Raw genomic sequence first — 23,012 nt, forward strand, 5'->3', positions numbered from 1 at the left:
TCAGGCGTCCTTGCTTTTGGCTTTCGCCATGATCCTTTCGAGATAGCCGAGCAGGAGCGCGGAGACGACGAAGGCAAGGTGCATAATGGTCAGCCACATCAGCTTGCCATTCTCGTATTGAGTGGCGTTGAGGAAGATCTGCAGCAGATGGATCGACGAAATGGCCACAATCGAGGAGGCAACCTTGATCTTCAGGCTGCCGGAATCGAGCTTGCCGAGAAAGGAGACTTCGTTATCAGCCTCGTCGAAGCGGCTGACGAAATTTTCGTAACCGGAAATCATCACCATGACGATGAGGCTGGCCACCAGTGCGGCATCGATGAGGCCGAGGATGGCCAGAATCATGTCCGCTTCGTCGTAGTCGAAGATGCCAGCGGCGACCTTCAGGAATTTGTAGCCGAACGAGACGGCATAGACTGCAAGCGCGGCTGCCAGGCCGAGGTAGAAGACGACTAGTATCCAACGGCTGGAAAGAATGATGCGCTCGACCAGCAATTCCAGGGACTTCATATCTTATCCTTTTCCGTTCATCCTGCAGCCAGTCCGCGAAAATAAGTGCGTGTCCGACTTGCGGCAAGACAGGACAGTTTCATGAAGCACTGCAATCTGCAGCTATTCACAGTAGATATTTATTGGGTTATCCCGACAGGATGATTGCCTCCATGTTCAGGGCGGGAACGGGTCTTATGACAGCGGTGAAATCCGACATAGAAATCGCGCGTGCCGCGAAGAAATTGCCGATCGTCGAGATCGGCGCCAAGCTCGGCATTCCGGCCGAAGACCTTGCGCCCTATGGGCATGACAAGGCGAAAATCGGCGCACATTTCATTGCCGCCCAGAAAGATAAGAAAGACGGCAAGCTGATTCTCGTTACCGCCATCAATCCGACGCCGGCCGGCGAGGGGAAGACGACCACGACCGTCGGCCTCGGCGATGGCCTGAATCGCATCGGGAAGAAGGCGATCGTCTGTGTGCGCGAGGCCTCGCTCGGACCCTGCTTCGGCGTGAAGGGTGGGGCGGCAGGTGGCGGTTATGCGCAGGTCATCCCGATGGAAGACATCAATCTGCATTTCACCGGCGATTTCCATGCTGTTACCTCGGCGCACAATCTGCTGGCGGCCCTGATCGACAATCACATCTACTGGGGCAACGAACAGAACATCGATGTCCGCCGCATTACGTGGCGGCGCGCCATGGACATGAACGACCGGGCGCTGCGCGATATCGTCGCCTCGCTCGGCGGCGTGGCCAACGGTTTTCCGCGTGAGGGCGGTTTCGACATCACCGTTGCCTCCGAAGTCATGGCCATCCTTTGTCTGGCTTCCGATCTGAAGGATTTGGAAAAGCGGCTCGGAAACATCATCATCGGCTATCGCCGCGACCGCACGCCGGTCTATGCCCGCGATCTCAAGGCTGACGGCGCCATGGCGGTGTTGCTAAGGGATGCGATGCAGCCGAACCTGGTGCAGACATTGGAAAACAATCCGGCTTTGGTGCACGGAGGCCCCTTCGCCAATATCGCCCATGGCTGCAATTCGGTGATCGCCACCCGCACGGCGTTGAAGCTTGCCGACTATGTCGTGACCGAGGCAGGATTCGGCGCCGATCTCGGCGCGGAAAAGTTCTTCGACATCAAGTGTCGCAAGGCCGGGCTTTCGCCAGATGCGGCTGTTATCGTCGCGACGGTACGGGCGCTGAAGATGAATGGCGGCGTCAAGAAGGACGATCTCGGCCAAGAGAATGTTGGCGCCCTCGTGAAGGGTTGCGCCAATCTCGGCCGGCACGTCGCCAACGTCCGCAAATTCGGCGTGCCCGTTGTCGTTGCCATCAATCACTTCATCTCGGATACGGATGCGGAGATCGAGGCGCTAAAGAACTTTGTTGCGCGGCTCGGCGCCGAGGCGATCCTCTGCCACCATTGGGCCGAGGGGTCTGCGGGGATTGAAGAGCTCGCTTATAAGGTGGTCGAGCTGGCTGAATCCGGCCAGGCGAAATTTCAGCCGCTCTATCCCGACGATCTGTCTCTACTCGAAAAGATCGAGATCGTCGCGTCGAAGATCTACCACGCCGGCGAGGTGACCGCCGATAAGGCCGTGCGTGATCAGTTGCGCGCCTGGGAGGATCAGGGCTACGGCCATTTGCCTGTCTGCATGGCGAAGACGCAATATTCCTTTTCGACGGACCCCAATGTCCGCGGCGCCCCGGAGGGGCACATCGTGTCGGTTCGCGAGGTGCGTCTGTCCGCCGGCGCCGGCTTCGTCGTCGTCATCACCGGCGAGATCATGACGATGCCGGGTCTGCCGAAATCACCGGCAGCAGAACGGATTTTCCTTAATGATCAGGGATATATCGAGGGATTGTTTTAAGTTCTGATTCCGGTGCAACTGGGTTTGTAGCCGGTCAAAATTTCCCAAGGACTCCACTGACCCCAGCGCATTTACGAATGCACGGTTGCCACCAGCTTCGAGAGATCGCGTAGCGTATCGAGCGCCGAAATATCGAAGTCGGCGGTCGCGAGATCGAGGCCGTAATCCTGCTCCAGCGCGACGATCAGTTCCGTTGCTGCAAGGGAATCGAGGCGGCCGGCTGTGAAAAGAGGTTCGGTATCGGAAAATGGGTTGCGGTCGCCGCGGGCAGCAAGCAGGTCGCCGACGGTGGCGCGCAATTTGTCGATCACGATGATGGTCATCACATTACTCCAAACAGGCTGAAAAAGAAGGCGACGCGATCGTGCATCGTGAAGAGTTCCGGCGTCTCGTTGAAGACAGCGACAAGGCAGAAGAACAGGCCGACGCCGATGCGCGGTAGGACCTCATAGCGCAGAAAGCCGTCTTCCGGCTTGGGCTTGCGGCCTCTCAATTGCGAGATGATCAATCCGCCGGCGAGCAGTAGCGAATAGACCGCGTAGCTTTCGAAATGCTGCATGGCGCCGAGCAGGCCGTAGTCAAGCGTCAGATTGAGATTCCAGGTGAAATGGAAAAGCACATTGCCGAAGGAGGCCGCGCAAAGCGTCGCGAAGGCCACTCTCAGCTTGGGTTGCTTCTTGAAGTAGCGCAGGAAAGCCGGGAAGAAGAAGAAATCGACCAGCAGTTCCTTGAAATAAAAATAATATCGGTTCCAGAATTCGGCGAGCGTGCGGGACGAGAGTGGGCGGACCGTGTTGCGCGGAATGGCATAGCCCGCCATGCGCACGATCGCCACGATGACATGGCTCCAGCCGGCAATGAAAGCAATATCGAGCAGATAGTGAACAACCAGCGCCGCCCAGGCTTCGTAAGCGGGGACAGGTGTGCCGGCTGCATAAAGCTCCATGGCGCGGTGCAAGGTCGGCAAGCCGGCATAGTCATTGAGCAGCTTCGTCAACGCTATGTAGAGGCCGGTGAGCAGCGCGCCCCAGACGATCAGCTTCAGTGCCTTCAATCGGGTAACGGCAAGGCTGGTTTCATCCTTGACTTCGAATTTCTTCAGATAGGCCGCGCCTTTGCCCGTGGGCAATGGCGGTCCATCCCAGAAGGGGTGAAACAGGCCGAGCCGCATGCCGTTGCGTGTCGAGTCCTTCGCTTTCTGGTCTGCCAATGCATAGGCGAGAAACCAGAATCCGGAGGCGAAGGCGGCCAGGAAGGTCCACAGGAACGCCTGCGGCAGTGCCGGCAGCATGCCCGCGACGGCGAGGAGTACAAGCAGCCAGAAGAGCATAATCATTGACAGCAGCGGGCGCTTGGCAGGCAGCGTCTCGCGGTACCGGCCCTGCAGGTAAAGGGCGATCCATGCGGCGATCATGAACAGGGCAGTTGCGGCCCAGGCCAGGATTTTCGGATTGGTGCCGGTGAGGCCAAGGCGTTCGATGATGGCAGGCGGTATTTCAGCTAATTCAAAGGCGTGAAAAGGCCGGACGATCAGGAACACCAGGGTGGAAGCTGCGATGACCAGGGCGCGCTTCGATGGAAGAAGGGCACAACCGATCAGCCCGGCGATGGCGATCGCCGCCGTGCCGAAGCCGATGTCCAGGCCGGCGAGAAGGAGGACGGCGAAGAAGGCAGCGTGAATGATCACCGAGCCGTGAACCGTGCCGGCGAACCGGATCATGTCTGGATTCTTGTCCATTTCCAGCCATGCGCGACGCCAGCCGAGCAATCTGGCGATCATGGAGGGGCGGACGATGGCGCCGGAAAGGGTGCTGTCGGTCATAGAGCATTCTCCGTGACTGCAGCGGTCCCTGTGTCGAGGCTTGTCAAAAGCGCTTTGCGATCCACCTTGCCGTTGCCGTTCAGCGGCAGATCACCGACGCGATGGACGGCGCTTGGGACCATATAGGAGGGCAGCCGCTGGCGAAGATCGTCCTTGATCGTGTTTTCATCGAGTGCCGAGCCCGACACAAATCCGACGATGCCTTTCGCGGAACCATCCGAGAGCGGCCAGGCGACGGCGGCAACATGATCCGACTGGGATGCCGCGCGCAGATGCATTTCGATCTCCTCCAGTTCGATGCGATTGCCGAGGACTTTGACCTGGTTGTCCAGGCGCCCGAGGTGGTGGAAGATGCCGTCTTCGTCCTCGACTCCGAGATCGCCGGTCAGATACCAGCGCTCGCCCTCGATGAGGGGAAAACGTTCCGCCGTGAGCTCCGGTTGACCGAAATAGCCTCTGGCAAGCTGCGCGCCGGAAAGGGCGATTTCGCCGGGAATGCCCGATGGCAATGGCCGCAGTGCCGAATCGACGATTCGTGCCGCCATTCCGGGATAGGCCCTGCCGATCGCGACAATCTCGCGGTTCGGCGTTATGGCGATGGGTTCGATGACGGGTTGGCGCAGGCAGGCGATCGTCGCCTCGGTCGGGCCGTAGATGTTTTCTACCCGGCTGTTCGGCGCAGCTTTCGCCCAGGCCCGGGCTGTTCCCGCCGGCAGCGCCTCGCCGCAGAAGAAGGATAGGCGAAGGCTCGGCAATGTGCCGGGTTCCAGCGTCCGGTTCTGCCGCATCATGGCGATGATCGACGGTACGGACAGCCAACTGGTAATCGCCCTATCGCGAATGAAGCGGGCAGGGGCAACCATCTGCAGCGGGTTCATCACATGCAGGGAGGCGCCGGCATACCACGTCAGAAACATGTTATGGACGGACAGATCGAAGGTGATGTCACAGGTTTCCGCTGCCCGGTCGTCCGGCGTCAGGCAGAACCAATCCTGCATGACTTTGAGATAGTGATTGACGGCGTTGGCCGGCACCATGACACCTTTGGGAACGCCAGTCGTTCCGGAGGTGAATTCGATGTAGGCGAGATGATCCTCTGTGATATCGGCGGGCTTTTCGGGGCCCTGATTATTCAGCATCGAGAACGATCTGATATCGGCACCTTCGGCTGAAGGAATGCCGTGAGCGTCATCGCCGACAAGGATGGTGCGGGGTGCCGCGGCAACTACCTCCGGCGTCAGAAGCGCCACGCCACGGGCATCGACGATCAGCGCGTCGAGTTCCAGAGTCGAAAAGAGATGAATGAGGCGCGTCTGCGGAAGTTTCAGATTGAGAGGGACATAAGTACCGCCTGACCATGCGGTGCCAAGAATTCCGGCGCAGGCGGCGAGGCTGCGGGACGCGAGAATGCCGATACGCCGGGTTCTTGCAATCGTCTGAAGGCAGCCGGCAATGCGGCGCGACAGGGTCGCAAGCTCACGATAGCTGAGCTCCCTCCCATTGACGGAGAGCGCCAGCGCATCCGGCCTTTCCAGACTGTGCCGATAAAGTGGCAATGCAATATTTTCGGTCATAGCAATCGCGGTCGCCCGTCGGGGGACCTTCCACATTCGCAACGGGCGCAGTTTTCGCGAAAAGCCCTGCGATGCAACGCTTTTCGACCATCATGGTTACTGTAGGGCGGGTAGAGGATTAACAGTCACGGTATTGTGAACATGCCGTTCCAATGAGGAGCCTGAGACTTAGGGTTCAGTGGCAATATCTGAACTCGCCTTTCCTCTTCAACACGTCCAGGTGGAAATGCGTTTCGTGCGCAGCGTCGCTGTCCGGGTCCAGGACGGTTGTGAAGTAGAGGCAGGCGGAGGCGCTGGCCGCGCGCTGGAATGCGCCTGTAAGCGTTGGATCTTCGTGGCGGGGCTCGATGCCGATGGTCTTGCCGTTTTCGAAGGTGAAGCTGGCGATATCGACGGCGTTGCCGCGGGCATGTTCCGAAATCTTGCCGGTGGTGGCGTTGTTGCGCAGCCGGCAGACATAGGTCGAGGCTTGGTTGATCGTGGTGATCTTGCCGTTGTCCTCCAGCGCGGTTGCGGCGGCGGGTATCACGCTTTCCTTCATCCAGTGGGCAAGCGCCAGGGCGGCCTCGCAGCGCATCGTGCCTTCCGGTTTCAATTTGATGCCTGGCAAAGGTTCGGAAAGAGCAATCGGCTTGTCGATGCCGCAGCCGTTGCCATCGTCGATGCGGGGGATATCCTTGAACACCGCACCGATCGCGCTCAACTTTCCAATGCAAGCTTGATGCTCTTCGTCCGATTCCGTCGCAATGGTCAGGGGCGGCCTGGGCGGACCCTGCATTTCCCTGACGGTCGGTTGGGTCTCCGAAACCGCCGGTTTTTGTGCCGGTATCGGCAGTTCGCCGGGCGACTGGGTTTGCTCACTATCCGGCTTGGGCTGTGGCATCGGGCCGGTTTCGGGGAGGGAGGCCGCTGTCAACATGGCGACGGCGGTCGTGACGGAGATGATCCGGAAAAGCATCAAGTATTTCACCCATTTCTAATAGCAACGTCGGGAGAACGCTCGATGCGGCGATTTCGTTGCAATTCAGCAACTTTATCGGTCTGCTTTTAAACATGATAATTTTATTCATGATTATATCAGTCGGATATATTGACAATAATAGTCATGTTTTTTATGCGGCAGAAAGAAGGCGGAAATTGCTCCGCTTCGTTCAACGGAATGAACCCAGCCAGCCCCTTGCGTGTGTCAGAGCACCAACCAGCCAGCCCGGTGAAGCAATTCGAAAGGAATGGTTATGGTTGTCCGGCGATCCCGCTCGGTTCTCTTGGCGTGCACTGCGTTTTTGGCCCTGGGGCTTTGCACGTCGTCTTATGCGCAGACGGCAAATCAGAATGATGCGACCGCAGACAAAGCGGCGCCGAAGGGCGACCGCGTAACGGAGCTGAAGCCGATCGTCGTCAAGGGGAAAGCATCGAAGGATGTGCTTGCCGACTCGCCGACGACCACAGAGACGACGGCGAAGGAGATCGATGACAATCAGATTTCCCGTATCGAGGACCTTGGCCGCAGCACTGAAGTCGGCGTCGGCTTCGACCGCACCAGCGGCAGCATCAATATTCGTGGTCTCGAAAACGACCGTGTGCTGACGACGATCGACGGCATCGAGATCCCGTTCTTGCTCGACGGCGCTCGCGACGCGGACGGCGGCGTCAACAGCTTCGACTTCAATACACTATCGACAGTCGACGTTGTGCGCGGTGCCGATTCCAGCCGTGCCGGTTCCGGTGCTCTTGGCGGCGCCTTCGTGCTGCGCACGCTGGAGCCGGAGGACCTGATCGGCCCCAACGCCACCTGGGGCGGCGTCTTCAAACTCGGCTATAATGGCGACGACCGCAGCCTCGGCGGCTCGGCGGCAATTGCCAAGCGCATCGACAATACCGCCGTCCTTTTCGAAGGCGGATACACGCATGGACATGAGCTGCAAAACAACGGTGACGTCGGCGGCTATTCCACCAAGCGCACTGAGGCCGATCCGGCCGACTATAGCCAGCGCAACGGCCTCTTCAAGATCCGCCAATACACGGATGTCGGCACCTTCGGCATCACGGCTGAACATTTCAACAAGGACACGGATACCGACTGGCGCAGCAAGCAGAGCCCGACGGGCAATTTCCGCCCCGGCAATTACGATGAGACCGATGGTATCGAGCGCAACCGTCTGTCGCTCGACTATAAATACGAGGCCGACAGCGCCGACTCGCTTGTCGATACCGCCAATGCGGTCTTCTATTGGCAGAACCTCATGCGCGAAAACGGTGCCGAGGGTTATCGTTATACCTCCGTTATCGGCGATTATTGGCGCCGGAACGAGGTCGAGGATCGCAGCATCGGCTTCAACGGCAATGCGTCGAAGGCCTTCGACACCGGCAGCCTGCATCACAACGTTACCTTCGGCCTCGACGTCGCCTTCACCAAGACGCATCAATATTCGGCCGGCGGCGACAACTGCGATCTTCCTCGTTGGCGCGCGACTTGCGCATTCCTGCACACCAACCAGTCTGATATGCCCGATGTCGACGGCAAGCGCGTCGGCGCCTTCGTCGACGACAAGATCGAGATTGGCTCCAGCGGCTTCTCTTTGACGCCGGGCCTGCGCTTCGATTGGTACGACTATTCGCCTGAAAACACCGACGCCTACCGCGACAGTGCCAACTATACCGCCTTGCCGTCCGGACAGTCCGATACCCGTTTCTCGCCGAAGCTGCGCGCGGCCTACCAGCCGCAAAATAATGTCGAACTTTATGCGCAATGGGCCATGGGCTTCCGTGCGCCGAATGTCAGCGAGCTCTATCTGAACTACGGCGTACCCGGCGGCTATGTCAGCTACGGCAATCCCGACCTGAAGCCGGAGACCAGCAACGGCGTCGAAATCGGCGCCAACCTCGGCGACGATGATTTCGGCGGCCATATCGGCGGGTTCTACAACAAATACAAGAACTTCATCGATACGGAAGTGTCCGTAGATCCGACAGGCACCTATCCGCTGGGGATCACCGATTATTTCAACCGCGCCAACGTCCGCATCTTCGGCATCGAGGTCAACGCGCACAAGAAGTTCGACAACGGCATCCATATCAAGGGTGCGCTCGCCTATGCCAACGGCAAGGACTCCGATACCGGCGAATGGCTTGACTCCGTCGCTCCGGCAAAGGCTGCCTTCACCATTGGCTATGCCACCGAGATCTGGGGAACGGACCTGACCTTAATCACCGCGACGAGCGAGCCGAAGAAGGATGGCGACAGCTTCCGCACGCCGGGTTACGGCATCTTCGACCTGACGGGATGGTGGGAGCCGGAGCAGGTGAAGGGCCTGACGCTGCGCGCCGGTGTCTACAACATCTTCAACAAGACTTACTACGACGCACTCAACGTCGCCTCGACGAGCCTGACCCAGCCGCACGAATTCTATTCGGAGCCGGGGCGAACCTTCAAGCTGACGCTGACGCAGAAGTTCTGAGCGAACTCATCGTGTGCAGCAAATTGGGCGGGCGGTGCTTCGGCATCGCCCTTTTTTTGCGGTGAGTTATGTGCGATGCGAGCAGGTGACGAACAATTGTATATCGCAGCGTTCAATGCTATCAAAGTTGCGCAACCTATTGAGAGAGGAGGACCGCATGATGACGTTTGTCTGGCGTAATCGCCAGTTCGGTCCGACTCATGCCCTGCAGATGCGTTTGCAGGGCTGATCAGAGGCTGTCACTCACTCATTTCCTTCTGGTCTGCCCTTTTGGGTAACGCAGCGCCGAACCTCTGTTCGCGTGGCTGTGTGACGATATTCAACCGAGTTCCCGCCGATAACCACGCCGATGGGCGTTGCGGCCGTGCTCGGCTCAGACCGGAAGAAGACCATGACTCTGATCAATCTCCGCAATTTCGGCGTCACTCTGGGTGTGCCGCTTGTTTCCAATCTCAATTTCACCGTTGGCGCGGGCGACCGCATCGGCGTCGTTGCCGCAAATGGTCGTGGAAAATCTACCCTGCTCAATTGCATTGCCGGCAGGCTGGAGCCGACGGTGGGCGACATTACCCGCTCGCGCGGGTTGCGGGTCGGCTACGTCGAACAGAATGTACCCGCCGATCTGGCGAATGTCTCTTTCTACGATGCGGTTCTGCGCGCTCTGCCGGCGGAACAGGCCGAGAGCGAGGGCTGGCGCGTCGATGTCACGCTGGATTCGCTCGATGTGCCGCAGGCGATGCGGGAGAGGGTGCTTGCCGAGCTCAGCGGTGGTTGGCAGCGGCTTGCCATGCTTGCCCGTATCTGGGTGACCGAACCCGACGTGCTGCTGCTGGACGAGCCGACCAACCATCTCGATCTCGCCAAGATCGCGCTGCTCGAAGATTGGCTGAACGCTCTGCCCCGCGACGTGCCGATTGTAATATGCAGCCACGATCGCGCCTTTCTCGATGCTGTCACCAATCGCACCCTGTTCCTGCGGCAGGAGCAATCGCAGGCCTATTCCCTGCCGTATAGCCGGGCGCGGGCGGCGCTCGATGAGGCCGACGCCTCCGACGAGAGGCGCTACCAGAAGGACATGAAGGTGGCACAGCAACTGCGCAAGCAGGCGGCCAAGCTCAATAATCTCGGCATCAATTCCGGCAGTGACTTGCTGACGGTGAAGACGAAGCAGCTCAAAGCGCGTGCGGAACGCCTGGAAGATACCACCCGGCCTGGCTATCAGGAGCGTTCGTCCGGCGCAATCAAGCTCGCCAATCGCGGCATCCAGGCCAAGATATTGGTGACGCTCGACGACGCTTCTGTCGAAACGCCGGATGGCACACTGCTGTTCAAGACTGGCAAACGCTGGATCTGCCAGGGCGATCGCATCGTCCTGCTTGGCCATAATGGCGCGGGCAAGACGCGGCTTGTGGAGATGATCCGCAAGGCCATTTTCGATCAGGCGAGCATGGGGGCGATCAAAGCCACGCCATCGCTGGCGCTTGGATATAGCGATCAGGCGCTGTCCAATCTCGGCCATGACGACACCCCGCTCGGCGTGATCACGCGGCTGTTCGAGCTCGGCGAACAACGGGCGCGCACGCTGCTTGCGGGCGCTGGTATGGGTGTCGACATGCAGGGCCGCGCTATCGGCAGGCTCTCGGGCGGGCAGAGGGCGCGATTGTCCATGCTGGTGCTGCGATTGACCGATCCCAACTTCTACCTGCTGGACGAACCGACCAACCATCTTGATATCGATGGGCAGGAGGCGCTGGAAGGCGAGTTGATGGCGCAAGAGGCAAGCTGCCTGCTCGTCTCCCACGACCGCAGCTTCGTCCGCGCCATCGGGAATCGCTTCTGGCTGATTGAGAAAAAGCGGCTGGTCGAAGTGGATGGGCCGGAGGAGTTTTTTGAGGGGGCACGCATGAGAAGCGATCGGCTGTAGCCGATGAGCCGCGAACCGAAACCGGATCTCAGCTCCGCGACAAGTGGATAGGCGATCTTCCTGGCTTCCCCGACACTCTCAAGCTGCGAGCAGGTGAGCGGGGGACGTCCCCCTTAGAATCGCGACACGCCCGGCGGTTGACCGAGGGCCACGCGGCCCGCAACAAGATAGTTGTTCGCGGACATGGCGACATGTTTTGTGGCGGCGGCCATATCACGTCCTATACGTTCGATCCGATGCGTTTCCTGGATCGCGGACGTGCCTGCGCACGCGGCAATGATATTTACCGCCTCGATACACGCATTGGCGGAATAGGTCAGCGCTAGACGAAAGTTGACCCGTGCTTCGATCCATCGCTCTGGAGCGCTGTCGATCGAGCTTGTGAGTTCATCGAGCGCTTTAAGAATGAAGGCATGGGCCCCTCGCTGATGGGCTTCCGCCCGGCCGATCTCGAACTGGATCCATTCGCGCTCGGCCAGAGGCAGGCTTGATCCGGCACGGGACCGCTTTGTTGCCAGGCTCCGAAACTCTTTGAGTGCCGCGCGTGCGAGCCCAAGCGGCACAATACTCACCGTCAACGGAAAAATCGACAAGGTTGGCAGGCGATAGAGCAACCCGGCTTCACGAGGCTCAGGATTGACAAATGGATGAACGCCGTTTGCCTCGACAAAGACATCGTCGACGACAACGTCACAACTTCCCGTTCCACGCAGTCCCGAGACCTGCCAATTGTCTTCGATCTTCACGCTGTCGATATCCAGATGAACAAAGATCAGCTCTGGCGTATCGGTTGAATTTTCCGGGGTCACAATTTCACAGAGGCCGCAAAAGCGTGTCGCCTCCTGGCTGCTGCTGCAAAACGGCCATCTGCCGCTTATCCTGTATCCGCCGTCAGCGGGTAGGGCGCGCCCGCTCGCCGCAGTGGAAACAGTCGTGAGCGAGCGTGGAGAAGCGAACCAGGCATGTGCGAAATGGGGCGGCAGGAAAGCGGCCAGGCGGCTGGCGGCGGCCGAATTCGTCAGCATCCAGCCGATTGCCCCTTCGATCTCTGACGCGGCAATGATTACGTCCACCAATTCATGGGCGGAAAGCGCCGCGCCGCCCACCGATGCCGGCGCCCACAGCCGCAGCAGGTCGTTGTCGATAATTGCTTGCATGACCGCCGGCGGCATCCGACGCAGCTGATCGAATTCAGCGCGATGGTCATTGGCTACCGATTCCAAAGCGCGAACACGGTCTATGACCGCAGCCTTTACGGTTGCTTCCCCCGTACCCATTCTGACCCCCCAATACCCGCCAAAGCCCGCAGAATAAGGATGAATGAGGTTGTTGGCAATTTGGGTTTTCTAATATGGCGATTAGCCGAGTTCGGTACTGTGAGCTGCATTTGCAGTTTCAAATAAACATGATGAATGGCTGGTGCATCACATTCCCGCTTGCACATCATCTCATCTGAAGCTAACAATTCCCCCATGAATATGTCCTTGAACAACATTGCAGTTTGGTGGTGGGCTCGCTGAAGCGGCCTCGACCAATCGTGTTCAAAGACGACGAGTGAGCCGCCCGAGATTTCGAGGCGGCTTTTTTGTTTTGAGGCCGCCTGTCATCCGGGCCCGATAACGGAGTGAGGAACAATGGTAACGATCCTTCGGGATGATGGTGCGGAAATCTACGAAACGAAGGGCGGGATCACCGTCACCCGACAACGCAGGCCGACGCCTTATGCGGATGCGGTTTCGTCCTATATCGACAAGCTCGACGAGCGCCGCGGCGCGGTGTTTTCGTCGAACTATGAATATCCCGGCCGCTATACCCGCTGGGATACCGCCATCGTCGATCCGCCGCTCGGTTTGTCCTGTTTCGGCCGAGACGTCTGGATCGAAGCTTATAACGAGCGCGGAGAGGTCGTTCTCACTTTCATCGCTGAAAAACTGAAGACGGTGCCGGAACTGACGCTTGGCGCATCGACCGCCCGCCGGCTCGACCTGACGGTGAAGACGCCGGATCGCGTCTTTACAGAAGAAGAGCGCTCGAAGATGCCGACGGTGTTCACCGTGCTGCGCGCGGTGACCGACCTCTTCTATTCGCAGGCCGATGCCAGCATCGGTTTCTATGGTGCCTTCGGCTACGATCTCGCCTTCCAGTTCGACGCCATCAATCTGAAGCTCAAGCGTCCCGACGATCAGCGCGACATGGTGCTTTACCTGCCGGATGAAATCCTGGTGGTCGACAACTATTCCGCCAAGGCCTGGATCGATCGTTACGATTTCGCCAAGGGCGGTGTATCCACGGAAGGCAAGTCGGGCGAGATCGCCGCCGAGCCGTTCCGCCACACCGATGCTATTCCGCCGAAGAGCGATCATCGCCCGGGCGAATATGCCGAACTGGTGGTCAAGGCGAAGGAGAGCTTTCGCAAGGGTGATCTCTTCGAAGTGGTGCCCGGCCAGAAATTCATGGAGCGCTGCGAGAGCAAGCCGTCCGATATTTCCAAGCGGCTGAAGGCGATCAATCCGTCGCCCTATTCCTTCTTCATTAATCTCGGCAATCAGGAATATCTGGTCGGTGCCTCGCCGGAGATGTTCGTTCGCGTCTCCGGCCGGCGCATTGAAACCTGCCCGATTTCCGGCACGATCAAGCGCGGCGACGATCCGATCGCCGACAGCGAGCAGATTCTGAAGCTGTTGAATTCGAAAAAGGACGAGTCCGAGCTGACCATGTGTTCGGATGTGGACCGTAACGACAAGAGCCGCGTCTGCGAGCCGGGCTCGGTGAAGGTCATCGGCCGCCGGCAGATCGAAATGTACTCGCGGCTGATCCATACGGTCGACCATATCGAGGGCCGCTTGCGCGATGATATGGATGCCTATGACGGCTTCCTCAGCCACGCTTGGGCTGTCACCGTCACCGGCGCGCCGAAGCTGTGGGCGATGCGCTTCATCGAGAGCCATGAGAAGAGCCCGCGCGCCTGGTATGGCGGGGCGATCGGCATGGTGGGTTTCAATGGCGACATGAACACCGGCCTGACGCTGCGCACTGTGCGCATCAAGGACGGCATTGCCGAGGTGCGCGCCGGCGCTACATTGCTGAACGACTCGATCCCTGAGGAAGAAGAAGCCGAAACCGAACTGAAGGCCTCCGCCATGCTCTCCGCCATCCGTGATGCCAAGGCTGCGAATTCCGGCAAGCAGCAGCGCGATGTCGCTTCCGTCGGCAAGGGCGTAAAAATCCTACTGATCGACCATGAAGACAGTTTCGTGCACACGCTGGCGAACTATTTCCGCCAGACGGGCGCGACCGTTTCGACCGTGCGCACGCCCGTGCCGGAAGAGGTCTTCGACCGGTTGGACCCGGATCTGGTGGTGCTGTCGCCCGGACCTGGCAACCCGAAGGATTTCGACTGCAAGGCGACGATCAAGAAGGCGAGGGCGCGAGGCCTGCCGATCTTCGGCGTCTGCCTCGGCCTGCAGGCACTGGCGGAAGCCTATGGTGGCGAGCTTCGCCATCTGGCATTGCCGATGCACGGCAAGCCGTCGCGCATCCGCGTGCTGGAGCCGGGCCTGGTCTTCTCTGGTCTCGGCCGCGAAGTCACCGTCGGCCGCTATCACTCGATCTTCGCCGATCCCTCGACCCTGCCGCGCGATTTCATGATTACGGCCGAAAGCGAGGACGGCACGATCATGGGCATCGAACACGTCAAGGAGCCGATTGCAGCGGTTCAGTTCCATCCGGAATCGATCATGACGCTCGGTGGCGATGCCGGTATGCGGATGATCGAGAATGTTGTCGCGCATCTGGCGCGCAAGGTGAAAACGAAGGCGGCGTGACGCAATATCATAGCCACTGGCGCTTGAATAATCCCCATGCACAAGAAAAAAGTGCATGGGGATGTTTTTTGCCTTGAAAGAGCCAACAAGCCCTAGAGACAATTAATGTCGGTAGGGGCTTACGGTCGGTGATTTCAAAGATATTCAAAAGCATTTTCTTCGCCGCGCTCGCATTCATAGCCATCGCTGGTCTCAGCATCGTCGTACCGCGGCCGCTCTGGCATGACGGGCAGGCGGCAAAGGCCGAGCGTTCGCAGCATATCCTTATGCTCAGCAATCCTATTCACACGGATATTGCCATACCCGTCGATCGCGATCTCACAACGCGTTTCGCACTCCTGCGGACAGCCGGGCTTGATCTCGACAATCCAAACGTGCGCTATCTCGTTTTCGGCTGGGGCGGCCGGAGCTTCTATACGGAGACGAGGACATGGGCTGATTTGAAGGCTGGCCCTGTCCTGAAAAGCTTCACTCTGGACCGTTCCGTCATCCATGCTGAGCTGGCGGGTGAAATTCCGGCGAATGCTCCGGGCGTCATGGCGATCAGTATCGATGCCGAGGGGCTGGAGCGACTCAAACGGTTCGTTCTCGGCAGTTTCGAGCAGACGGATAATCTGCCGAGCCCGCTGATTGGCAGCAATTACGGACAGAACGACGCCTTCTTCGAGGCGCGGGGTTATTTCAACGCGCTTATGGGATGCAATACCTGGACGGCCGCCGCGTTGAGACAGGCGGGTCTGGCCTCCGGTTTTTGGACCGCGTTGCCGTGGATGCTGAGGTGGTCGCTGCGCCTGCATAATGAGGATGAGCGTTTTGCTGTAAGTCATGCTCTGCCGTGAGGTGGTTTGACTTGCCGCAGGTTGTAAACTAATCTTTCTGCGTTCCTGTGGGGCACATCGGCATTGGGGCCGAAAGGGCTAGGCCTGCCCGCTGATTATCCTCAGCAGGAGTCTACCTATGCCAACCCTCGATACTTATCGCAAACAAGCCAAGCTGCTGATGCGCTGGCACCGTGATCATGACTATTCCATTGGCGGGAGAGTTCGAACACTCGACCGTTTCAAGTCGCTGACGGATCGCGAGATACTGGCTATGAAATTCCCTTTGACGTTGGCGCAGGAGATCGTCGCGGTCGAAGCGGGTCACAGGAATTGGGCCGAGTTGAAGGTCGTTGCGGCGGATGCGTTGAAGACGCCGGTCGCACCAACGGAACCGCCGGTTTTCAAAAGTGTCGTGCCGATCCTTTTCGTGCGGGATGTGACTGCCAGCGCGGCCTTTTTCAGGGACAAGCTGGGCTTCGTGGCGGATTTCCTGCATGGTGCACCACCATTCTATGGGGCGGTGTCGCGTGACGGTATTTGGATCCATTTGCGGCTCGTCCATGAGCCCTATTTTGCGGCCGCTGCGGTAAAGGAGAAGTCATTGATCCTGGCCTCGATCGAAGTTTCGAATGTCCAGGGATTATTCGAGGAATTCAAGGCCAGGGGGGTGGAGTTCGCTCAGCCGCTTACCAAGCAGGCATGGGGCGGCACCGATTTTCACGTGCGTGACCCGGATGGCAACGCGATCTCGTTTGTCGGGTTCAGATCGTGACGCCTGGACCTGTCGAGGGCGGCGGAGAGCGGCGGCCCTTACATGTCCTCGCAATCCTGCCAGCCTTCCTCGAAGACAAGCTTGTCGAGCGGAAGGCGATCGCGCCATCCCTTCACCGCAAGTTCGGGCATGTCGTAGAGCTCGTCGACGTAGCCGACGCATAGCCATGCGACGATTTTGACATGCGCCGGTATGTTCAGGATGTTCTTGATCGCGTCCTCGTGAAAAATGCTGACCCAGCCAACGCCTACACCTTCGGCACGCGCTGCAAGCCAGAGATTTTGAACGGCGCATACCGTCGAATAGACGTCTGTCGCTGGATTGTGCGTCCGCCCAAGCACAACGGGCCCGCCGCGCTGCGTATCGCAGGTAATGCAAATGCTGAGCGGGGCCTTCCGGATACCTTCCAGCTTTAGCCGCTGATATTGCGCGCGTCGTCCTCCTTCGAACATCAGGGAGGCTTCTTCGTTCGCCTGGTTGAACGCCTGCCACACCCGGTCCCGCGTTTCGGCCTGCCTGACCAGGATAAAGTTCCATGGCTGCATGAAGCCCACGGATGGCGCGCGATGGGCCGCCTCGAGCAGCCGCCTGACGAGATCTTCGGGCAGGGGGTCAGACCGGAACTGATCGCGTACGTCGCGGCGGGTTTCGATGGCGCGGTAGACGGCGGCGCGTTCCGCGTCCGAAAACGCGCATGCCGCTATCAGATGATCAGTTTCCTTTGGCGACAGCTCGGCGACCGAAGGGACATTGTGCGGATGAACGGGATCATCAAGGGAGGGCATGTTCCACCGTGGATCTAGAGGGAGCGGCGACGTTTCATTGGCGGAATGCCGCTCGCTGGGCCGTGCCGGGCTGATGTATAGCTTAGTGTACGCTTGCGCGGGAAGGTGCCACTATGATTTTCACAGGCAAGCATAGGTTCTGTTCGCAATCGTCGTGGAATGTCTACCCGGCTATTGTCGATCTTTGCGTGAGGCTGGTCCGGCGGCCTCTTAACTTTGTTTAACTGCTATATTTCGGATAAATTGTGATGCGCGAGGTCCAACCCGTCCTTTGACAAACGGCGCGTTCTGCATCATATGAGCCCAATGAACCGCCCGCGCGATTTTCGCGTGGGCGGTTTTGCATTTGAATGGCGCAGTTTTTGCAATTCACTCGCATAAGCATGGGCGCATCCGTATTGGAGAAACGCATGAACGAACAGGGCAACCAGACGATACGGCGGCTGGCCCTCTGGGGCATTCCGCTATCGCTCGGCGTCATGGGGCTGAAGATGGTCGCCTGGTGGGTGACGGGCTCCGTTGCGCTGTTGTCGGACGGTCTTGAATCCTTCGTCAATGTCGTAGCCGCTTTTATCGCCTTCTTCGTCATCCGCTATGCGCAGAAGCCGGCGGATCACGATCATCCTTTCGGCCACCATAAGGCGGAATACCTCTCCGCCGTCACCGAAGGTGCGATGATCATCGTCGCCGCGCTGATGATCGTGCAGGAGGCGGTAGGGCACTTGAGCAACCCGCAACCGATGCAGGCGCCCGTGCTCGGCCTCACTATCAACTTTGCCGCCGGCGTGATCAATGCCCTATGGGCACTGACGCTGATCCGAGCAGGACGCGAACATCGCTCGCCGGCACTGACGGCGGACGGACAGCATATCATGTCCGACGTCTATACCTCGGTCGGTGTGCTCGTTGGCCTGTTGTTGGCAATCGGCACCGGTTATCCGATTTTCGACCCGGTACTTGCCATTCTCGTCGCCATCAACATTCTCTATCAAGGCTGGAAAGTCATCTCCAATTCCATCGACGGGCTGATGGACAAGGCCGTCCTGCCGGAAGAGGAAGCGGTGATCAAGGCGGCGATCGCGACGCATGCGGAGGGTTCGCTCGGCGTGCACGATCTGAAGACGCGCCGGGCAGGCGCCGTCACATTCGTTGATTTCCACCTCGTTGTGCCAGCGGCGATGCCAGTCCGCGAGGCGCATCGCATCTGCGACCGCCTTGAAGACGCCATACGGGCGATCCATGCGGGCGCGGAAATAACCATTCATGTGGAGCCCGAGGGCGAAAAGGCCCATGGCATCCGCGTTAAAGTGATCAAGGAGAATTAAGATGCCTACAACCGATGTATCAGGCCTGTCGATGCTCGGTAGCCAGACCGAAACCGCCGCAAACCCCGAATCAGCCGTGCTTGAAAAGGTGCCCTCCGGCCATGCCGGCACGGACTATGTCGTGCGCTTCACCGCCCCGGAATTCACCTCGCTCTGCCCGATGACGGGGCAGCCGGACTTTGCCCATATCGTGATCGACTACGTGCCGAACGAATGGCTAGTGGAATCGAAATCGCTGAAGCTCTTCCTGCATTCCTTCCGCAACCACGGTGCTTTCCATGAGGATTGCTCGATCTATATCGCCAAGCGGCTGGTCGAGCTGCTGGAGCCGAAATGGCTCAGGATCGGCGCCTACTGGTATCCCCGCGGCGGTATCCCGATCGACGTCTTCTGGCAGACCGGCAAGCCACCGGAAGGTGTCTGGCTGCCGGATCAGGGCGTACAGCCCTATCGCGGGCGTGGGTGAGTTAGAAAAGCCGCCATCCCGAGGGAGGCGGCTTTTTGCAATCAGAGACAATTGGCTTCAAGCAAACGAACTGTCGTCGCCGCCATTGTCGGACGAGTCGTCATAGTCATCGTCGTTGTCGTCCTGATCATTCGACGCGTAGTCGACATTTGTCTGACCATTATCGTTCTGGTCGTTGCCGTCGTTGCCGAAATAATTGTTGTTGATGATCGTTTCCTGAACGGGCTGTTCGGCTGCGTTGGCAGTGCCGCCGAAGAGACCGCCGAGACCACCGGCGCTGGTGCCGCCGAGATGGGGACTGAATAGGCTGGAGAGCGATTCCGCCAGCATGACACCGCCGGCGACGCCGGCCGCCGTGCCGAGGGCGCCGCGCAGGAAGCTGCCGCCTGCCGAGGGAGCCGCGGCCTGTTGGCTCCAGGGACCGGTCGGCTGTTGCTGGCCGCCCCATGGGCCGGGTTGGGGAGGCTGCGCATTGCGGGCGTAATCGTCATAGAGACGGCCCTGCTGTTGCGGGTAACCGGCTTGCGGCGCCGGGCCACGCTGCGGTTGCTGCTGGCCGCCGAAAAGCGAGCCCAGACCGCCGAGAAAGCCGCCGCTCTGGGCCTGCGGATGATTATCGGCGCCTTGCTGTTCCAGCTCGTGCACGCGCGCTTCAAGCTGCTGGATGCGGTCGGCTGCGGCCTTCATGCCCTGTTCCTGGATGAGCACGGCTTGCGCGAGGAAATAGGGCGCATAAGGCTGCTCGCGAACCGACTGGTTGATGAAGGCTTCCGCATCGGCATCGCGCTGGGTGCTGCCCGTAGTGCGGACGCGATCGAAGAGGGACGCAAGCAATTGACGTTCTTCAGGCGACATGATGGCCTCCTTGGCTATCTGTTGCTGCAAATTTCGGGCGCGATTCTCCTCGCGCTCCAATGACGTAGGATGGAATTCCGGCTTTTCAAAGCCTCTTCAAGTTACATTTCGGTAATCCGCAACCATAACGCCAAGCTTTCCCTGGCTATTCGCGCCTTGCCTTTTTCCGGCATTGTTTTACGCATTGAGTCGCACTATGTGCGGTAGGACACATCTGCTGGAGACTTGCGAATGAACGACGAAGACGAACAGGAAGAAAAGACGAAAGAGCTGCCGTTGGGCAAGGACGCGGAGGCGAATCTTTTCAAATCGCGCTCGATCTTCATCTATGGCGGCATTACGCAGGAACTGGCGCAGAAGGTCTGCTCGCAGCTCGTGGCACTCGCCGCCGCCAGCGATGAAGATATCCGCATCTATGTGAATTCGCCCGGCGGCCATGTCGAATCCGGCGATTCCATTCACGACATGATCAAGTTCATCAAGCCGAAGGTTTGGATGATCGGTTCCGGCTGGGTCGCTTCCGCCGGTGCGCTGATCTACGTCGCGGCTCCCAAGGAACGCCGTATTTGCCTGCCGAACACGCGCTTCCTGCTGCACCAACCGTCCGGCGGCACGCGCGGCATGGCATCCGACATCGAAATCCAGGCTCGCGAGATCATCAAGATGAACGAGCGCCTGAACAGGATCTTCTCGGAAGCAACCGGCCAGCCGATCGAAAAGATCGCCAAGGATACGGATCGTGATTATTGGCTGTCTGCGGAAGAGGCCAAGGCTTATGGCCTGGTTTCGCGGATCGTGACGTCGCACGCCGATATCTGATCTAGCGGCTTTTGCTTATTGAAAGCGCCCTCGTTTGCCGGAAAGGCAGGCGAGGGCGTTTTTGTTGTCGCTAGTCCTCGTCGCGGGATTCCAATGGCGCACCGGGTAGATAAAGCGAAATCGGTCTGATTTCATAGACTGCCGTCGGATTGGCGCGACGGAGGTCGCGCGCTGCTGCAACTGCTGCCTCAAGCGTTGGAAAATCCACAACGTAGAAGCCCAGCAATTGCTCCTTGGTTTCAGCAAAGGGACCGTCCGTGACCATACCCGCACCCTTTCCTCGCAGCGTCACGGCGCGTTGCGTGGGGCCAAGCCGGGCGGCTGGTCCCAAAGACTTCTCCTGGACCAGGCGATCATTCACCTGGAGGAGCTCAGTCATCAAGGCCGCATCCTCCTCCTTGGTCCAGGATTCGACTACTTCCTCTTCGTGATAGGCCAGGATGGCGTAATACATAGATCGTTCCCCCTCATGTATTCATCAATTTGAGTCAGCCGAGTTTTATCAAGCTTACCCTGGGAGCCCAGGGTGATCGGTTGAAATTCAGAACCGTATGAGATGTGCATGACACATGTTTGATGGTCGATGCGCAACCCCGTCCAACCCTTCCCATCACCAGAATGGCGCTCCGTTGGGTGGATTGTCCGATCCCCGCGCGCCCCGTAGTCACCTCTCCGCACGTCGCTGATGCATGCTTTGCCTGACGCCGCTCCATTCTTCGCGAAACTGCACTTGCACGACCGCCGCTTGTGATGCTCCATGCGCTTTCCACCGCATTCACGAGTCTACAGCCGCCGTTATGCTCAAAGATTTTTCCGTTCAAAGCTTGTTTATGGGCTGCCTTACCGCCTTTGTCGGCTTTGCCAGTTCCTTCGCAGTCGTGCTGCATGGGTTGCAGGCGGTCGGTGCGACGGACGCGCAGGCTGCATCCGGGTTGACGGCCCTGTCGATTTCGATGGGGCTTTGCGCCATCTTGCTCAGTGTCGCGACGAAGTTGCCGGTCAGCATAGCCTGGTCGACGCCCGGGGCAGCACTTCTGGCCAGTGCGGGTGCCATCGATGGCGGTTTTCCCGCGGCGGTTGGTGCGTTTTGCGTCTGTGCGGTGCTGATCGTGATTGCCGGCCTGTTCCGGCCTCTCGGCCGCGCCGTCGCGGCGATACCGGCGCCGTTGGCGAACGCGATGCTTGCCGGTGTACTGCTCGGGCTTTGCTTTGCGCCCGTAAAGGCGATTGCTTTCAATCCGCTGCTCGGCTTGCCCATCATCATCGCCTGGATCGTCGTCGGGGCGTTCAAACGGCTCTGGGCAGTACCGGCGGCACTCGCCGCATTCGCGCTGGTGCTGGCGCTTGGTGTAAAGGTGCCGGATGGCGCGCTGGCATCGCTGGAGCATTCGCTGATGCCGAGCGTCGAACTGGTCAGACCGGCCTTCACCGTCGCCGGCCTCGTCTCCATCGCGCTACCGCTCTTCATCGTCACCATGGCGTCGCAGAACATTCCGGGCATCGCGGTGCTGAAGGTCCATCACTATGATCCAAAGCCCGGCCCGCTCTTTGCCGTCACCGGCCTGTTTTCAGTGTTCAGCGCTCCGTTCGGCGGCCATGCCGTCAATCTCGCCGCGATCACCGCCGCCATGTGCGCTGGGCAGGATGCGCATGCCGACCCGCAGCGGCGCTATTGGGCGGCAATCGTGGCCGGGGTCGTTTACATCGTCCTCGGATTGCTTGCCGGTGCGGTCACCGCCTTCGTGGCGCTGGCGCCGCCGATCCTGATCGAAGCCGTCGCCGGCCTGGCGTTGGTCGGCGCGCTTTCCAACTCGGCCATGAACGCTTTTCAAAAGGCAGAATCGCGCGAGGCCGCCGCGATCACCTTCCTAGTTACGGCATCGGGTGTTTCCTTTGCTGGGATCTCTGGCGCGTTCTGGGGCCTGATTGCCGGCGGATTGATGATGGCGCTGTCGCATGGGGTGCAGTTGCTCAAACGGTGAGCAAAGGGGTTGCTTCTTTTTTATGGCGCGGCTATAAGCGCGGCCATGAAGACGACTGGCGCAAAGATTTCCGAACAGATTGCACGTGGGCGCGTTGCCCTGCGTGACAATACGCGCGCCCTTACTTCGCTTCTCCTTCTCGGCCTTACGCGCGGTTGCCGGGTCCTTTGAGGAGCGCTCGGCGGCCGTAGAGCCCGCCCGGCCATCGCTCCTCGCGAC

The 23,012-nt window shown here is 59.4% G+C and carries 19 protein-coding genes; 10 read left to right on the forward strand and 9 right to left on the reverse strand.

All coding sequences use genetic code 11. The features are described 5' to 3' along the window. A complete protein-coding gene (locus FHT86_RS01930; RefSeq protein WP_133705186.1) occupies positions 1–510 on the reverse strand; it encodes a TIGR00645 family protein in 510 nt (169 codons plus the stop codon). Positions 511–686: 176 nt separating this feature from the next. Between FHT86_RS01930 and FHT86_RS01935 the strand changes: the two genes are divergently transcribed. Further along, on the forward strand, positions 687–2,366 hold the full coding sequence (locus FHT86_RS01935) for a formate--tetrahydrofolate ligase (protein ID WP_133705187.1): 1,680 nt from the start codon (positions 687–689) through the stop codon (positions 2,364–2,366). A 71-nt stretch (positions 2,367–2,437) separates the two neighbouring features. On the opposite strand, the gene FHT86_RS01940 is transcribed toward FHT86_RS01935, so the two are convergent. The 4 genes from FHT86_RS01940 to FHT86_RS01955 all read right to left on the reverse strand — a co-directional run bounded on the left by FHT86_RS01940 (position 2,438) and on the right by FHT86_RS01955 (position 6,720). Further along, entirely contained in the window at positions 2,438–2,689 is a 252-nt protein-coding gene (locus FHT86_RS01940) for an acyl carrier protein (protein WP_133705188.1), read from the reverse strand. Then, entirely contained in the window at positions 2,689–4,188 is a 1,500-nt protein-coding gene (locus FHT86_RS01945) for a hypothetical protein (RefSeq protein WP_133705189.1), read from the reverse strand. Before FHT86_RS01945 ends, FHT86_RS01940 begins: the two co-directional genes overlap by 1 nt. Next, on the reverse strand, positions 4,185–5,762 hold the full coding sequence (locus tag FHT86_RS01950) for an amino acid adenylation domain-containing protein (protein WP_166656721.1): 1,578 nt from the start codon (positions 5,760–5,762) through the stop codon (positions 4,185–4,187). The genes FHT86_RS01945 and FHT86_RS01950 overlap by 4 nt, the downstream gene beginning before the upstream one ends. Positions 5,763–5,937: 175 nt before the next feature. Continuing rightward, positions 5,938–6,720: an extensin family protein gene (locus FHT86_RS01955; protein WP_133705191.1), complete on the reverse strand. Its 783-nt coding sequence runs from the start codon at positions 6,718–6,720 to the stop codon at positions 5,938–5,940. A gap of 277 nt (positions 6,721–6,997) precedes the next feature. Between FHT86_RS01955 and FHT86_RS01960 the strand changes: the two genes are divergently transcribed. Both FHT86_RS01960 and FHT86_RS01965 read left to right on the forward strand, forming a co-directional pair. Beyond that, on the forward strand, positions 6,998–9,220 hold the full coding sequence (locus FHT86_RS01960) for a TonB-dependent hemoglobin/transferrin/lactoferrin family receptor (RefSeq protein ID WP_133705192.1): 2,223 nt from the start codon (positions 6,998–7,000) through the stop codon (positions 9,218–9,220). 391 nt (positions 9,221–9,611) lie between these two features. Then, positions 9,612–11,144, forward strand: coding sequence for an ABC-F family ATP-binding cassette domain-containing protein (locus FHT86_RS01965; protein ID WP_133705193.1), 1,533 nt, complete (start codon positions 9,612–9,614; stop codon positions 11,142–11,144). Between the two features lie 113 nt (positions 11,145–11,257). On the opposite strand, the gene FHT86_RS01970 is transcribed toward FHT86_RS01965, so the two are convergent. Next, positions 11,258–12,421 (reverse strand): acyl-CoA dehydrogenase family protein, encoded by a 1,164-nt coding sequence (locus FHT86_RS01970; protein WP_133705194.1) that lies wholly within the window; start codon positions 12,419–12,421, stop codon positions 11,258–11,260. Between the two features lie 357 nt (positions 12,422–12,778). On the opposite strand from FHT86_RS01970, the gene FHT86_RS01975 reads away from it, so the two are divergent. From FHT86_RS01975 to FHT86_RS01985, 3 genes are all read left to right on the forward strand, one after another. Then, the gene (locus tag FHT86_RS01975) at positions 12,779–14,968 is read left to right on the forward strand and encodes an anthranilate synthase (protein ID WP_133705195.1); all 2,190 of its coding nucleotides are present in this window, start codon (positions 12,779–12,781) and stop codon (positions 14,966–14,968) included. A gap of 128 nt (positions 14,969–15,096) precedes the next feature. Continuing rightward, positions 15,097–15,807 carry a TIGR02117 family protein gene (locus tag FHT86_RS01980; RefSeq protein ID WP_312862253.1) on the forward strand — a complete coding sequence of 237 codons (711 nt, stop codon included), beginning with the start codon at positions 15,097–15,099 and terminating at the stop codon, positions 15,805–15,807. Positions 15,808–15,925: 118 nt separating this feature from the next. Further along, positions 15,926–16,561: a glyoxalase superfamily protein gene (locus tag FHT86_RS01985; RefSeq protein ID WP_133705197.1), complete on the forward strand. Its 636-nt coding sequence runs from the start codon at positions 15,926–15,928 to the stop codon at positions 16,559–16,561. Between the two features lie 38 nt (positions 16,562–16,599). On the opposite strand, the gene bluB is transcribed toward FHT86_RS01985, so the two are convergent. Next, the gene (gene bluB / locus FHT86_RS01990; protein ID WP_246779359.1) at positions 16,600–17,346 is read right to left on the reverse strand and encodes a 5,6-dimethylbenzimidazole synthase; all 747 of its coding nucleotides are present in this window, start codon (positions 17,344–17,346) and stop codon (positions 16,600–16,602) included. 410 nt (positions 17,347–17,756) lie between these two features. Here bluB and emfA point away from each other — a divergent pair, with 410 nt between their 5' ends. Both emfA and queF read left to right on the forward strand, forming a co-directional pair. Further along, on the forward strand, positions 17,757–18,671 hold the full coding sequence (gene emfA / locus FHT86_RS01995) for a CDF family cation efflux transporter EmfA (RefSeq protein ID WP_133705198.1): 915 nt from the start codon (positions 17,757–17,759) through the stop codon (positions 18,669–18,671). A gap of 1 nt (position 18,672) precedes the next feature. After that, on the forward strand, positions 18,673–19,137 hold the full coding sequence (gene queF, locus FHT86_RS02000) for a preQ(1) synthase (protein ID WP_133705199.1): 465 nt from the start codon (positions 18,673–18,675) through the stop codon (positions 19,135–19,137). 57 nt (positions 19,138–19,194) lie between these two features. On the opposite strand, the gene FHT86_RS02005 is transcribed toward queF, so the two are convergent. Beyond that, entirely contained in the window at positions 19,195–19,992 is a 798-nt protein-coding gene (locus FHT86_RS02005; protein WP_133705200.1) for a DUF2076 domain-containing protein, read from the reverse strand. A 231-nt stretch (positions 19,993–20,223) separates the two neighbouring features. On the opposite strand from FHT86_RS02005, the gene FHT86_RS02010 reads away from it, so the two are divergent. Beyond that, the gene (locus tag FHT86_RS02010; RefSeq protein ID WP_133705201.1) at positions 20,224–20,811 is read left to right on the forward strand and encodes an ATP-dependent Clp protease proteolytic subunit; all 588 of its coding nucleotides are present in this window, start codon (positions 20,224–20,226) and stop codon (positions 20,809–20,811) included. A 70-nt stretch (positions 20,812–20,881) separates the two neighbouring features. Here the strand turns inward: FHT86_RS02010 and FHT86_RS02015 are convergent, their stop codons facing one another. Next, the gene (locus FHT86_RS02015) at positions 20,882–21,265 is read right to left on the reverse strand and encodes a YciI family protein (protein ID WP_133705202.1); all 384 of its coding nucleotides are present in this window, start codon (positions 21,263–21,265) and stop codon (positions 20,882–20,884) included. Positions 21,266–21,608: 343 nt separating this feature from the next. Between FHT86_RS02015 and FHT86_RS02020 the strand changes: the two genes are divergently transcribed. After that, positions 21,609–22,793 (forward strand): benzoate/H(+) symporter BenE family transporter, encoded by a 1,185-nt coding sequence (locus tag FHT86_RS02020; protein WP_133705203.1) that lies wholly within the window; start codon positions 21,609–21,611, stop codon positions 22,791–22,793. Positions 22,794–23,012: the final 219 nt, after the last annotated feature.

The sequence above is a fragment of the Rhizobium sp. BK313 genome, from assembly GCF_014193655.1.
Lineage (GTDB): Bacteria > Pseudomonadota > Alphaproteobacteria > Rhizobiales > Rhizobiaceae > Rhizobium.